Origin of the sequence: Mesorhizobium sp. M0016 (genome assembly GCF_040324035.1) — a bacterium.
Classification (GTDB): Bacteria; Pseudomonadota; Alphaproteobacteria; order Rhizobiales; family Rhizobiaceae; genus Mesorhizobium.
Map to the genome: position 1 here is coordinate 13,746 of NZ_JAMYVM010000031.1, position 13,862 is coordinate 27,607.

Genomic DNA, 13,862 nt, shown 5'->3' on the forward strand with positions numbered 1-13,862 from the left:
AGGGGCGGCGCCGAACGCGCTACCCCCTTGTCCTTTGTCCTAGTCCTTCAGCGGCACGCCGAGATTTTCGAAGGCAACCGGATCCCGGCTCTTCAACGCACCGGCAAGCAGCAGGCCGACCACCGCGGCAATCAGCACCAGCCCCGGCAGCAACACGCCAAGGAAGCCACCGGCCCCGGACAGGCCACCGAAATTAATGACGATCAGGTAGATGATGACGACGAAAGCGATGAAGGCCAGCCCAGGCAGGAAGGTGGTCTTCAGCGCATTCTCCTGCGTCGACGGGTTGGCGCGGAAGTACATCACCACGGCGAGCGAGGCCACCGCCATCATGACGATGACTCCCAGCGTCGCGACATTGGTCAGCCAGGAAAACAGCGCCAGAACCGGATCGAGGCCGAGTATCGCGAACAGTCCGATGACGATCGCTGCCAACACGCTCTGGATGACGGAAGCGACATGCGGGCTCTGGTGCACTGAATGCGTCACGCCGATCGCTTCAGGCAACAGCTTCTCGCGGCCCGAGACGTAGATGTAGCGGGCAACCGCGTTGTGGAACGCCAGCACGCCGGCAAACAGGCTCGACACGAACAGGATGCCCATGGCGTGCGACAGCATGGTTCCGGCGTAGCGGTCGGACAGGCCGAACAGGAAAGTCGTCGGATCCTGAAGCGCCTGCAGTGCCGGCAACAATTTGTCGACGCCGGCGCCGACCGCCATCAGCCAGGCCGTGACCATGTAGAAGACGCCGATCAGCAGCACGGAGAAATAGGTGGCGCGCGGAATGGTCACCTTGGGGTCGCGGGCTTCCTCGGCGTAGATCGTCGTCGCCTCGAAACCGATGAAGGCGGCGAAACAGAACAGGATGGCGATGGCGGGCGAGCCGCTGACGATCTGGCTCCAGCTGAACGGCGCCGCAGAGAGACCACTGTCGCCACCGGTCTTGAGGATGGCGAGGTCTAGCACCAGCACAACGATGTATTCGCACAGCACCAGCACCGTCAGGATCTTGGCCGACAGGTCGACCTGGCGGTAGCCCAACACCGCGACGATGGCAACGGCGATGAAGCTCCACACCCACCAGGGCAGGTCGATGCCCCAGCCGGCGAACAGGCCGGCGGTCGCGGCCCCCAGCAGGCCCATGACCCCGATCTGCATGGCGTTGTAGGACAGGATCGCGATGATTGCGGTTGCGCCGCCGGCAAAACCGCCCAGCCCGCGCGCGGCATAGGCATAGAAGGCGCCGGCATTGCCGACATGGCGCGACATGGCGACGTAGCCGACCGCAAACAGCAGCAGCAACACGGTCACGATAAGATAGGTGCCGGCAAAGCCCGCCCCATTGCCCATAAACATGCCGAGCGGCGTGCCGCCGGCGACCGCGGTGAGCGGCGCCGCCGCCGAAATCACCATGAAGGTGATAGCGCCGACGCCAAGACTGTTCTTGCGCAGCCTGTTGGCGGGCACCTGTTCCGAAACTGCTGACATTTGTCCCTCCAGTCTTACGAACCCCTGGGTTCGCGGCCGCTCGGCCTGTTCCCTGAATGCCATTGGTTCATTATTTGAACCCTTATTTTGAATATAGACTTGCAAAGAATGCGGATGCCTGTCAAGTTAATTCACACATTAAGTTTCTATCCGAGCGGGAGGCTGGATGGGTACGGTCGGCAAGGCGATTTCACTTCTGGAGCTTTTCACGGCGGACGAGCCCGAGCTCGGACTTTCCGATCTCGCGCGGCGGTGCGCCTTGGACAAGGCGACGACGCGGCGGCTGCTGATGGCGCTTGGCGGCCATGGCTTCGTCGAGCAGGATGCCGGCACGCGGCACTATCGCCTCGGCGCCGGCCTGTCGCGGCTGGCGCGTATCCGCGAAGCCTGCTTCCCGTTCCTGCAAACGGCAATTCCCGTGGCGCAGGATTTGGCGGGTTCGACAACCGAGACGGTGCATCTGTCGGAATTCGGCGTCGACAGGCTGATCACCGTTTATGTCGAGCATTCAAGCTGGGCAAACCGGGTGAACATCGATGTCGGCCAGCTTCTGCCGCTGCATTCCACCGCCTCCGGCATCGCCTATCTCGCCTTCGCCGACAACGCGACCGTGAAAGCATGCCTGACAGGTTCGCTTGAGGCCTTCACCGATCATACCCTCGTCGAGCCGGCCGCCATTTCAAAGTCGATCGGCGAGGCGCGCGACCGCGGCTATTCGATCTGCGACCAGGGCCATGAGGACGGCGTGATCGGCGTCGCGGCTGCAATCCGCGCCGCCGATGGTCTTGCGCTGGGGACAATTGCGGTGGCAGCCCCGAAGGCCAGGACGACACCGGCTACGATCGTGGAACGAGGGCTTGCGGTTGTGACCGCGGCACGGGAGATTTCGATGCGCCTCAATGGCGAAAACCTGCAAACCCTGAGGAGGCAGGCCTGATGTCTGCAGATATGGCGACGCCCCGCATCCTGGTCATCGGCACGGGCGACACCAAGACCGACGAACTGCTGTTCATGAAAGCGTGTATCGAGGCATCCGGTGGCCGCGCCGTGATGATGGATGTCAGCGTGCTGGGCGCCCCCGCCTATAGTCCCGATCACGACAAGCATGCCGTTGCGCGGGCCGCTGGCGTGACGATGGCCGAAATCGTCTCGAGCGGCGACGAAAACACCGCCATGACATTGATGGCCGTCGGCGCCGTTCAGCTGGTGCGCCAGCTTCACCAGCGCGGCGAGATCGACGCCTTCATCGCCATCGGTGGTTCGATGGGAACCGATTTGGCGCTCGATGTCGCGCTGTGCCTGCCGCTCGGCGTGCCGAAATTCGTCGTCTCGACCATCGCCTACTCGCATCTCATTCCGCCCGAGCGCGTCGCGCCCGACCTGATGATGATCCTGTGGGCAGGCGGGCTCTACGGCCTCAACACCATCTGCAAGCTGGTCCTTTCCCAGGCCTGCGGCGCGGTGGTCGGTGCGGCGAGGATCGTGCTTGCATCCCGTGCTTCGGCCCCGGCGGTCGGACCGACCATCGGCATGACTTCGCTGGGCAGCAGTTGCCTGCGCTATATGAAGACGCTGAAGCCGGCGTTGGAGCAGCGCGGCTATGACGTCGCAGTCTTTCACACGACCGGGATGGGGGGCCGGGCCTTCGAATCGATCGCCAGCCAGGACCATTTCTGCGCGGTGTTCGACTTCAGCCTGCAGGAGATCACCAATCATATTGCCGGTTCGGTCGTCAGCTCCGGCGCCGACCGGCTCGAGAATGCCGGCGCCCGCGGCATTCCGCAGATCGCAGCCCCTGGCGCCGTAGACATGGTCGATTTGCCGACCTGGCAGGCGCTGCCGACAAAGTTCGCGCAGCGGCCATTCCATGCTCATAACAGGTTGATCGGCTCGATCACCGTCGATGCCGCCGACCGCCGTGAAGTCGCCAGGACCATCGCCGCCAAGCTCGGTGCGTCGAAGGGGCGCTCCGCTTTCATCCTGCCCTCCGGCGGCATCCAGGAATGGGATGCGCAGGGCGAGCCGCTGTACGAACCCGAAGCCCTCGCGGCGTTCACCGATGAGATGCGCAAGGCCATTCCCGCCGGCGTCGAGTTCCACGAGATCGACGCCCACATCAACAGCGACGAGTTCGTCGGCAAGGCGCTCGAAATCTTCGACCGCTGGGTCGAGGAAGGCATCATCCCGCGCGGCATGCCGGCCAAGGGAGTGGCTGCGTGAGCGCTGTTCCTGCCCAGGCGCTCGTCCTCGATTTCGGCGGCGTCGTCACCCGGACCCTTTTCGAGACCCATGCCTTGACCGAACAGGCGCTCGGCCTCGCGCCGGGAACGCTGCAATGGCACGGGCCGTTCGACCCGGATTCAGATCCGCTGTGGCGCTCCATGCAGGCCAACGACATCAGCGAGCGCGATTATTGGCGCACCCGCACCAGCGAAGTCGGCCGGCTCGTCGGCGAGGACTGGGAGGCAATGGAGACATTCGTCCAGCGCGCACGCGGAGCCGAGCCGGAAAAGATCGTGCGGCCCGAAGCCGTCCGCGCCATCCGGACCGTGCATGCGGCGGGATTTCGCCTGGCGATCCTGTCCAACGAGCTAGATCTGTTCTATGGCGCCGGCTTCCGTCAGCGGCTGCCGCTGCTCGAGCTGTTCGACACCATCGTCGACGCCACCTATACCCGCATCCTCAAGCCCGATCCGCGCGCCTATGCCTTGGTGACCGAGGCGCTTGGCCTGCCTGCCCGCGCCTGTGTGTTCGTTGACGACCAGCAGCGCAATGTCGATGGCGGCCGTGCCGCCGGCATGCGCACCGTTCATTTCGACGTCGCGCGGCCGGCACTTTCCTATGCCGAGGCCCTCGGCCATTTCGATCTCATCTCCTGAGACATTTGCGGAGCCTTGCGATGCGCGACATCAATTTCCTCACCGAGAAAAACGCCAAGCCGATCTGGCATCCGATGGCACACCCGGCCGAGATGCGGGCCAACCCGCCAAAGGTGATCATGAAAGGCGAAGGCGTGATGGTCACCGACATCGACGGCAACACCGTGCTCGATGCGGTTGGCGGACTGTGGAACGTCAATCTCGGCTACTCCTGCGACCCCATCAAGAAGGCCATCGCCGACCAGCTCAGCGCCCTGCCCTACTATTCCGGGTTTCGCGGCACGTCGACCGGCCCATCGATCGAGCTCGCTTACGAACTCAGCGAATGGTTCGAACCGGAAGGCATGGTGCGGACCTTCTTCACCTCGGGCGGCTCGGATTCGGTCGAAACCGCACTGCGGCTCGCCCGCCAATACTGGAAGATCCGCGGCCAGGGCGACCGGACAAAATTCCTCGCGCTGAAGAAGGGCTATCACGGCACCCATTTCGGCGGCGCGTCAGTCAACGGCAACGCCAATTTCCGCCGCAACTATGAGCCGCTTATGCCCGGCGTCTTCCACATTCCCGCACCCTGGACCTTCCGCAATCCGTTCGATGAGACCGATCCGGCGCGGCTGGCCAAACTGTGCGCCAAAGCGCTGGAGGATGAGATCGCCTTCCAGGGCGGCGACACCATTGCCGCCTTCATCATGGAGCCGGTTCTCGGCGCCGGCGGCGTCATCGTTCCGCATGACAGCTTCATGCCGCTGGTGCGCGAGATATGCGACCGCCACGAAATCCTGCTGATCGCCGACGAGGTGGTCACGGGCTTCGGTCGCACCGGCGCCTGGTCGGGTTCGCGGCTATCCGGCGTGAAGCCGGATTTCATGACCATCGCCAAGGCGATCACCTCGGGCTATTTCCCGCTCGGCGCCACCTTGATCGGCGCCAAGGTCGCCGACGTCTTCGAGGCCGACAAGACCAGCTTCGGGGCGATCGGTCATGGCTATACCTATTCCGGCCATCCTGTCGGCTGCGCGGCAGGGCTGGCTGCACTTGCCGAGACCAAACGGCTTCGCCTGGACGAGAACGCAGCCGCGCGCGGCATCGAGCTCGCGGCGACGCTGGAGTGGCTAAAAGCCAAGCACGCGATCGTCGGCGACATCAGGTACAAGGGCCTGATGGCTGCGCTAGAGCTGGTCTCCGATCGCACGACGAAAAAGCCGGTGGACAAGAAGACCATGGCCGTGGTTTCGGAAGCCACTTATGACGCCGGCGTCATGCTGCGCGTGTCCGGCAACAACATCATCCTGTCGCCGCCGCTGATCATCGGCGCCGCCGACGTGGCAAAGATCGGCGAGGCCATCGATGCAGGTCTGTCGAGGGCCTGATAGACCCGCTGACGCAATGGAGTTTGGTACGCAATGACCCAATCTGAGAAGAACCCGAGCGAGGAAGCGCTCGTCAAGCGGCGTGCCCGCCTGCTCGGCGCGAAATCGCAATTGTTCTACGACGAGCCCGTGCACCTGGTGCGCGGCGAAGGCGTCTGGCTCTACGATGCCGACGGCCGCAAGTATCTCGATGCCTACAACAACGTCGCCCATGTCGGCCATTGCCACCCGCATGTGGTCGAGGCCTTGTGCCGTCAGGCAAGCCTGCTCAACACCCACACACGCTATCTGCACACCGCAATTCTCGACTATGTCGAGCGGCTGACGGCGACCTTCGATGCAAGCCTCGCCACCGCAATCCTGACCTGTACCGGCAGCGAGGCCAACGACATAGCGCTGCGCATGGCGCAGGCCGCCTCCGGCAATATGGGCATCATCGCCACCGACGCCACCTATCATGGCAACACGGCGGCGGTTTCGCAGCTCAGCACGCGCATGCCTCCGATCCGCGGCCGCGCCCCCCATGTCAGGCTGGTGCCGGCCCCCGACAGCTATCGCCATCCCGATGCGATGGCCAATGGCAAGGCCTTCGGCGACGCCGTGCGTCAAGCGATCGCTTCGCTGGCACAGGACGGCATTGGCCTGTCTGGCATCATCTTGTGTCCGCTGCTCGCCAATGAAGGTTTCTCGGCTCTGCCCACCGGATTTTTCGACGACGCCTTGGGGGCCGTGCGCGAAGCCGGTGGTCTGGTCATCGCCGACGAAGTGCAGCCCGGCTTCGGCCGCACCGGCAGCCATTTCTGGGGCCATCAGCGCGCCGGCTTCGTCCCCGACATCGTCACCATGGGCAAGCCGATGGGCAATGGCCATCCGATCGCGGCCGTGGTCACCACCAAGGAGATACTGGCGACCTTCCGCGACGCTTTCCGCTACTTCAACACCTTTGGCGGCAACCCGGTCTCCTGCGCGGTCGCCAATGCCGTCCTCGACGTCATCGAACAGGAAAACCTTGTCGCCAACGCGCAAGACGTCGGTGCCTGTGCGCTTGGCCTGCTGCGCCCGCTGGCCGATCGGCATGAGTGCATCGGCGAGGTCAGGGGGGCCGGACTGTTCTTCGGCGCCGAGCTGGTCCACGACCGCGACACGCGCGAACCGGCGCCCGACATTGCCGAGCAGGTCGCCAATCGCATGCGCCATCGCGGCGTGCTGATGGGCAAGACCGGCATCCACGGCAATGTGCTCAAGATCCGCCCGCCCATGCCGTTCTCGCGCGACAATGCCGAGTTCCTGATCGGCCTGCTGGACGAGGTGCTGGGTGAAGTCGGGGGAGTGCCGGCGTGAATTCTGTTTCCACCCAATGCGAGCCCGAAACGGCAGCCGATGTCACGGAGCTCGCCAGGCGTGCGCTCGAACATTGGGGCGTCCGCAACTCTGAGCCGGAACTTCTGAAGCACCGCGAGAACGCCGTCTTCCGCGTGCGGCTGCCGGATGGCCAGCCGGCAGCCATGCGCATCCACCGGCTCGGCTACCACACGGACGCCGCGCTGCGTTCGGAACTGCAATGGATGGGCTTCCTGCAATCCGCCGGCGTCGCCACGCCGTCTTGCGTCGCAACACAGGCCGGCGATCCGTTCGTGCTTGTCAGCACGGCCACCTCGGCGCAGCCCCGGCAGGCCGATTGCCTGAGCTGGCTGGAGGGCCGCGCCGTGGGCGCACGCGGCGTGCCACTGGTCTACACGGCCGACCAGTCGATCCAGATCTTCACGGCGATCGGGCGGACCATCGCCCATATGCACAATGTCACTGCCTCGTGGACGCCGCCCGCGGGCTTCGCCCGCCATGCCTGGGACTTCGACGGCTTCTTCGGTGCGAACCCGGTCTGGGGCCGGTTCGAGACCTCGCCCTTTCTCGATGGTCCTCGCCGCGCGCTGGTCTTGCAGGCGCGCGACAAGGCAGTGAAGGCGCTGTCGGAACATGAGCGCAGCGCGCGCAATTTCGGCATCATCCACGCCGATCTGGTGCGCGAAAATGTGCTCATCCATGACAGCGCGGTGCGCATCATCGATTTCGACGATTGCGGCCATGGCTGGCACATGTACGACCTTGCCGTCGCCCTCTACCAGAACCGCGAGGAGGCGATCTACCCGCTGATCGAAACCGCTTTGCTTGACGGCTACCAGCAAGAGCGTGCGCTGACCCCGCAGGACATCGCCGCATTGCCTCTATTCGCCGCCTTGCGTGCCTTCGCGTTTCTTGGCTGGGTGCAAAGCCGCGTCGAAGGCGACATCACCAGGGATGTCGGCTTGCGCATGTCGACCATCGCAGCCGATGTGGTGATTGACTACTTGCGCGGCGAACAGCCCAACTGACGAGCCGATGAGAGCCATCAGCTCTTGGCGAAATGGATGCTGACCGTTCCCGAGCTGCCGAAGTCGGCGACGATCGTATCGCCGGGCCGCGCCTCGACCGGGCGCACGAACGATCCGGACAGCACCACCTCGCCGGCCGCGATGGACATGCCGTAGCGGGCGAGCCTGTCCGCCAGCCAGGCAATGCCCATCGCGGGATGGTTGAGCACGCCGGCGCCAAGCCCGGTCTCCTCGACCTCCGCATTGCGCGAGACGATGGCGCCGATCCAGCGCATATCGACTTCATCGGGTCGTTGCGGCCGGCCGCCGATGACAATGCCGGCATTGGCGGCGTTGTCGGAAATCGTATCGAAGAAAGTGCGCGCCTTCTTTGTCTCGGCATTGACGCGTTCGATGCGCGTGTCGAGGATTTCGAGCGCCGGCGTGATATAATCGGTGGCGTTGAGCACGTCGAAGATGGTCACGCCTGGGCCCCTCAGCGGGGCCTTCATGACGAAGGCTATCTCGGCCTCGACGCGCGGCTGAATGAAGCGGCCGACGGGTATCGTCGCGCCGTCGTTGAAGAACATGTCGTCGAACAGCACGCCCGAATCCGGCGTGTCGATTGCGAGCGCATATTGCATCGCCCTCGATGTCAGGCCGATCTTCCAGCCCTTCGGGGTCAGCCCGGCATCGGTCTTGCGTTTCACCAGCGCTGCCTGGACGCGATAGGCGTCCTCCATCGTTGCCTCGGGAAAGTCGAGGCTGAGCAGACGGATCTGGCGGCGCGAACGCTCGGCTTCGAACAGCCTTGCCGCGGCATCTTCAACTTGCTCGGGGGTCACGATGCTACCTCGTCGACGACGCCGTTGCGGAGCACGCCGATGCCGTCGGCTTCGACTTCGATCACGTCGCCCGGCTTCAGCCAGATCGGCGGGTCGAAGCGGGCGCCGGCGCCGGTCGGCGTACCGGTGACGATGATATCGCCTGGCACCAGCGTGGTGAAGGTGGAGACATAGGCGATGATCTTGCGGAACGAGAAGATCATCCGGCTGGTGCGGTCCTGCTGGCGCAATTCGCCATTGACGCGGGTGGTCAGCGCGATGTCGGCAATCTGCGCCTCGTCGGTGAAGGGCACCAGCCACGGACCGAGCGAGCCGGTGCGGTCGAAATTCTTGCCCTGCGTGACGTTGAACTTGGCGTGCCGTACCCAATCGCGAATGGTGCCTTCGTTGCACAGGGATAGTGCCGCGATATGGTCAAGCGCATCCCTCTCGGCGATGCGTCGTCCACCCTTGCCGATGACGATGACGATCTCGCCCTCATAGTCCAGCTGGGGCGATTCCGGCGGCCGCACCAGCGGCGCGTCGTGGCCGACGAAGGAGCGGGGGAAGCGGATGAACAGCGACGGGTTGGAAGGCGCGGCCTGGCCGTCCTTGTACTCTTCGTTGCGGTCCGGGTAGTTGACGCCGACGCAGATGATCTTTTCCGGCGACGGCACAGGGATTTCATAAGCGATGGCGCCGACTGGAAAATCGACGGCGTAGGCTTCGGCCTCTTCCGCCAGCCGCCGTAGCACGCCGGCCTCGATCACTTCGCGCAGCGTCGGCCACTGGCTGTGCCGCGCCGACAGGTCGACGACGCCCTTATCTGTGACCACGCCATAGCGCGTCTTGCCGCCGACGGTGAAGGTGGCGAGCCGCCCATGTGCAGTCATCCCGGTCTCCGTCAGGTTCGCGTCTGTGGTCACGGTGCGATGATCGGCGACGCCGTCAAATCCGGTTGGCGTGCGGCCGCGCCGGCAAAGGTGCTGCCCTCCTCGAACCAGCTTTTCGGCGCCGGCGCGCCCCATAGCGTCTGGCGCTGCGGGTCCTTGAGGTCCCATTTGATCGGCTCCAGATCCGGATCGACCGTCTGGTAGTCCGAGCAATAGATCTCGATGCGGTGATTGTCCGGGTCGCGGACATAAAGGAAGAAGGCGTTGGAAATGCCATGCCGGCCTGGGCCGCGCTCGATGTTTGCGAGGTAACCGGTCGTCGCCATCAGATCGAGCAGGTCGATGATGTTGAGCGGTGTCGGCACCCAGAAGGCGACGTGATGCAGGCGCGGACCCACACCGTTGGTGAAGGCGATGTCGTGGACACCGCCCTTGCGGTGCGTCCAGGCCGCCCACAGCTTTCCGCTACTGGCATCCTCGGTGTATTCGGTGACGCGGAAGCCAAGCTCGTTGTAGAAGGCGACGGACTCGTCGACATTGGGCGAGAAGCAGTTGAAGTGGTCGATGCGCAGCGGCTTCACGCCCTTGTAGAGCGCATATTTCTGATGAATCGGCGGCAGCCTTTCCATTTGGGCAAAGAACTCGAGCGGAATGCCGTGCGGGTCGCGGGTGCGGAAGGTGCGCGACTGGTACGGTCGCTCGACCCACTCGACCGGCAGGCCTTTTGCCTTGAAGAAATGCTCGGCCTTGTCGAGATCCTCATCCGAAAAAACCTTGAAGCCGAGATCGCGGGCTTCGGCGCTGCCGGCCTTCTTCAGCACGATGCAGTGGTGTCCGCGCTCTTCCAACGCCCTTAGATAGATGGCTTCCGATGTCTCGTCGGTAACCTGCAGGCCGAGCGTGTCGACATAGAAGGCGCGGGATTTCGCAAGGTCGGTGACCGCCAGTTCGACATGGCTGAGGCGCACGATGTTGAAGGCGGGATAGAGGTTTGGTTTGGGCAGTGGCATCCGATGTCCTCCGGTCAGCCGCCGAGTTTCTGGATCGCGTGCGCTGAAGTGGCGAAGGCGATGTTCTTCGTCTCCATGTAGAAATCGAAGGAATGGTCGCCGCCGTCGCGGCCGATGCCGGAATTCTTGACGCCGCCAAACGGCGTCGGCAAATGCCGCACATTCTCCGAATTGACCCAGATCATGCCGGCGTCCAGCGCATCGGTGAAGCGGAAGGCGCGGGTAACATCCGACGTCCAGAGATAGCCGGTCAGGCCGTATTGGGTGTCGTTGGCCAGCGCCAGCGCTTCGGCCTCGTCCTTGAAGGAAATGGCGGTCAGCACCGGCCCGAAAATCTCTTCCTGGGCAATGCGCATCCTGTTGGTGGCGCCGGTAAACAGCGTCGGGCTGACATAGCAGCCACCGCCCGGACCGGCGAACTTGCCGCCGCCGGCGGCTACCACCGCGCCTTCCGATTTGCCGATCTCGATATAGGAAAGCACCTTTTCCTCGTGCACCGGATGGATCAGCGGACCAACCACCGTTTTGGGATCGAGCGGATGGCCAACCTTGATGCGCTTTGCCTTCTCCGCAACCAGATCCGTGAATGTGTCGTAGACCGAGGCTTCGACCAGAAGCCGCGACGATGAGGTGCAGCGTTCGCCGTTGAGCGAGTAGATCATGAACACGGCCGCATCCGCCGCACGTTCGAGATCGGCGTCGGCGAAGACGATCACCGGGTTCTTCCCGCCCAGTTCGAAATGCACGCGCTTCAGCGTATCGGCGCCCTGTTTCATGATCATCGAGCCGGTGCGGCTCTCACCGACAAAACCGATCGCCTTGATGTCAGGGTGCTCGGTCAGCGCCTTGCCGGCGTGCTCGCCGAGGCCGTTGACCAGGTTCCACACGCCTTTCGGCAGGCCGGCCTCCTCGGCGATCTCGACCAGCAGGCGAGCGGTCAGCGGCGAAAATTCGGCCGGCTTGTGGACGACGGTGCAGCCTGCCGCCAGCGCCGGCGCGATCTTCCATGTCGACAGCATGAACGGCGTGTTCCACGGCGTGATGATGCCGACCGGGCCGATCGGCACGCGCGTGGTGATGTTGACCTGGCCTGTCGTGCGCAGCGTCTCGCCGTCGCGCGCTTCCGGCGCGCGGTCGGCGAAGAAGCGGAAATTCTCGGCGCCGCGCAGCGCGGCCTTGGCCATGAATTTCAGCGCCTGGCCGGTGTCCATGCACTCGACGAAGGCGATCTCCTCGGCGCGCGCTTCGATCGCATCGGCTATCTTGTGCAGCAGCTTCTTGCGCCCGTCGCCCGGCATGGCGGCCCAGGCCGGGAACGCCGCCTTTGCCGCCTTGGCGGCGCGGTCGATATCGGCGGCGCTGCCACGCGCGACCTTGGCCAGCGGCTTGAGATCGACCGGCGACATGGCCTCGAAGGTCGAGCCATCCACCGCCGGCACCGCTTCGCCGCCGATCTGGTTCAGCACGCCGTCGCGCTTGAAACAGGCCAGATAGGCCTCGGCCTTTTTCAGATTGCCTTCGAGGTCGGACATATCAGCTTCCGTCACTTGCCGCGCAGTCGCGGGTGGATTGCATTTTTCTTCCAGCTCAGGACCGGATCGATTTCCCTGATCTCCAGGGAAAGAGCGAAATGCGGGGTCTCGAACAGGGGGGCGAGGTATTCGCTCACGGCGGAGAAGACCGCCTCCCCGGTTCGTCTCTTGTCCTCGGCACTGCGGCCGGTTCCAATGCGAAACGACATGTCGAGAAAGGCGTTTTCCGGTAAGCTGTCGGCGATCGCATAGGCCTCCGCGCGGAAGGCCCGCACCCGCACCGCGCCGGTTTCAAACAGCCCGGTGCCGAGCACGGTGCGCAACACCAGCGCGCACAATTCGCTCATGTCGACCTTGGCATCGAGGTTGGCCGAATACTCGATGGAAAAGTGAGGCACCGCGTCTCGCTCCCCGTATTGTTCCACTGCTGTAGTTAACGCGTTAATTACATGCAGCATCACTGAAGTCAAGCCTTGCATCCAAGTTGAGGCGACGATACGGGATGGAAAGGTCAGGTTTTGGCGTGCGGTCCCGCCGACCGCCCGCATCATTGGGGACGCTGCTTCTTGCTGCCTGAAAACACCCGTCGTTCTCTGCCGATGGCGCTGCTCCATGCCCGCGAAGTGGTGATGGCGCGGTTTCGTCCAATGCTGGCGGCGCATGATGTGACCGAACAGCAATGGCGCGTGCTGCGCGTTCTGAGCGAGGCCGGCCCTGTCGAGGCGACGGAACTTGCCGATCGCGCTTCGGTGCTGCCGCCCAGCCTGACACGCATCATCAAGACGCTCGAGGGCCGAAAATTCATCACCCGCAACAAGGCGGAAGGCGATGGCCGCCGTGTCGTGCTGACGATCGCCCCGGCGGGTTCCGCCCTGATCGATGCCTTGTCGCCGGAACGCCTCGTCATCTACCGCGACATCGAACAGCGCTTCGGACATGAGAGGCTCGAGCAATTGCTCGATCTGCTGGAGAGCCTGATCGCCGGCGAGAGCTGATTGCTGCGGCTCAGCCGCCAAAGCTGCCAAGCCGCGTCGGCTGCGTGTAATTGCGGTCGACATAGAGCAAGGCCGAGCCGCCGCTGCCGTGCCTGACGTCGATAACGCGGCCGATCATGACATTATGCGTGCCGACGATGTGCACATCCTCGATCTCGCAATCGAAATTGACGATCGCATCGGACAGCGCTGGCGTCCCCGAGGTCAGCGTTTGCCAGCGCGCCGCCGAATAGCGTGCCTCCATGTCCCTGGTCGCGCCGGCGAACTTGCCGGCCAGGTGCATATGGTCATGCGTCAGCACGTTGACGCAGAAGCGCCGGTTGGCGAGAAACATGGCCGCCTGCGTCGAGCGGCCGTTCATGCACACCAGCAGTGTCGGAGGTTCGTCCGACACACTGCACATGGCGGTGGCGGTGAAGCCGCCGCGCCCGGCCGGGCCATCTGTCGTGACGATGTTGACCGGCGCGCAGACCCTTGCCATGGCGTCGCGGAAATCGGCCTTCGAAATCTGCGTGGCCATCTG

At 64.1% G+C, this 13,862-nt stretch carries 14 protein-coding genes; 7 read left to right on the forward strand and 7 right to left on the reverse strand.

The window, feature by feature from the left end; all coding sequences use genetic code 11:
- Nucleotides 1-39: 39 nt before the first annotated feature.
- Complete coding sequence (locus NKJ88_RS29380) at nt 40-1,488, reverse strand: APC family permease (protein WP_352446546.1); 1,449 nt, start codon at nt 1,486-1,488, stop codon at nt 40-42.
- A gap of 166 nt (nt 1,489-1,654) precedes the next feature.
- Here NKJ88_RS29380 and NKJ88_RS29385 point away from each other — a divergent pair, with 166 nt between their 5' ends.
- From NKJ88_RS29385 to NKJ88_RS29410, 6 genes are read left to right on the forward strand one after another with little or no spacing between them, the layout of a single operon-like run.
- Nucleotides 1,655-2,425: an IclR family transcriptional regulator gene (locus NKJ88_RS29385; protein WP_352446547.1), complete on the forward strand. Its 771-nt coding sequence runs from the start codon at nt 1,655-1,657 to the stop codon at nt 2,423-2,425.
- On the forward strand, nt 2,425-3,708 hold the full coding sequence (locus NKJ88_RS29390) for a Tm-1-like ATP-binding domain-containing protein (RefSeq protein ID WP_023823565.1): 1,284 nt from the start codon (nt 2,425-2,427) through the stop codon (nt 3,706-3,708). Before NKJ88_RS29385 ends, NKJ88_RS29390 begins: the two co-directional genes overlap by 1 nt.
- The gene (locus tag NKJ88_RS29395) at nt 3,705-4,367 is read left to right on the forward strand and encodes an HAD family hydrolase (protein WP_023820914.1); all 663 of its coding nucleotides are present in this window, start codon (nt 3,705-3,707) and stop codon (nt 4,365-4,367) included. Before NKJ88_RS29390 ends, NKJ88_RS29395 begins: the two co-directional genes overlap by 4 nt.
- Before the next feature lie 20 nt (nt 4,368-4,387).
- Entirely contained in the window at nt 4,388-5,737 is a 1,350-nt protein-coding gene (locus NKJ88_RS29400) for an aminotransferase class III-fold pyridoxal phosphate-dependent enzyme (RefSeq protein WP_352446548.1), read from the forward strand.
- Nucleotides 5,738-5,770: 33 nt separating this feature from the next.
- Entirely contained in the window at nt 5,771-7,078 is a 1,308-nt protein-coding gene (locus NKJ88_RS29405) for an aminotransferase class III-fold pyridoxal phosphate-dependent enzyme (protein ID WP_023823567.1), read from the forward strand.
- Entirely contained in the window at nt 7,075-8,106 is a 1,032-nt protein-coding gene (locus NKJ88_RS29410; protein ID WP_023823568.1) for a phosphotransferase enzyme family protein, read from the forward strand. Before NKJ88_RS29405 ends, NKJ88_RS29410 begins: the two co-directional genes overlap by 4 nt.
- A gap of 17 nt (nt 8,107-8,123) precedes the next feature.
- On the opposite strand, the gene hpaH is transcribed toward NKJ88_RS29410, so the two are convergent.
- Genes hpaH through NKJ88_RS29435 form a run of 5 tightly spaced genes read right to left on the reverse strand, consistent with a single transcriptional unit; the run spans nt 8,124 to nt 12,742 of the window.
- Entirely contained in the window at nt 8,124-8,930 is an 807-nt protein-coding gene (gene hpaH, locus NKJ88_RS29415; RefSeq protein WP_081726824.1) for a 2-oxo-hept-4-ene-1,7-dioate hydratase, read from the reverse strand.
- The gene (locus NKJ88_RS29420) at nt 8,927-9,802 is read right to left on the reverse strand and encodes a fumarylacetoacetate hydrolase family protein (RefSeq protein ID WP_023823570.1); all 876 of its coding nucleotides are present in this window, start codon (nt 9,800-9,802) and stop codon (nt 8,927-8,929) included. The genes hpaH and NKJ88_RS29420 overlap by 4 nt, the downstream gene beginning before the upstream one ends.
- 29 nt (nt 9,803-9,831) lie before the next feature.
- The gene (hpaD, locus tag NKJ88_RS29425; protein WP_023667829.1) at nt 9,832-10,812 is read right to left on the reverse strand and encodes a 3,4-dihydroxyphenylacetate 2,3-dioxygenase; all 981 of its coding nucleotides are present in this window, start codon (nt 10,810-10,812) and stop codon (nt 9,832-9,834) included.
- 14 nt (nt 10,813-10,826) lie between these two features.
- Nucleotides 10,827-12,344, reverse strand: a complete 1,518-nt coding sequence (hpaE, locus tag NKJ88_RS29430; protein ID WP_023823571.1) for a 5-carboxymethyl-2-hydroxymuconate semialdehyde dehydrogenase — start codon at nt 12,342-12,344, stop codon at nt 10,827-10,829.
- 11 nt (nt 12,345-12,355) lie between these two features.
- Entirely contained in the window at nt 12,356-12,742 is a 387-nt protein-coding gene (locus NKJ88_RS29435) for a 5-carboxymethyl-2-hydroxymuconate Delta-isomerase (protein WP_023695203.1), read from the reverse strand.
- A 201-nt stretch (nt 12,743-12,943) separates the two neighbouring features.
- Between NKJ88_RS29435 and hpaR the strand changes: the two genes are divergently transcribed.
- Nucleotides 12,944-13,339, forward strand: coding sequence for a homoprotocatechuate degradation operon regulator HpaR (gene hpaR, locus NKJ88_RS29440; RefSeq protein WP_023704722.1), 396 nt, complete (start codon nt 12,944-12,946; stop codon nt 13,337-13,339).
- A gap of 10 nt (nt 13,340-13,349) precedes the next feature.
- Here the strand turns inward: hpaR and NKJ88_RS29445 are convergent, their stop codons facing one another.
- Nucleotides 13,350-13,859 (reverse strand): flavin reductase, encoded by a 510-nt coding sequence (locus NKJ88_RS29445; protein ID WP_023667825.1) that lies wholly within the window; start codon nt 13,857-13,859, stop codon nt 13,350-13,352.
- Nucleotides 13,860-13,862: the final 3 nt, after the last annotated feature.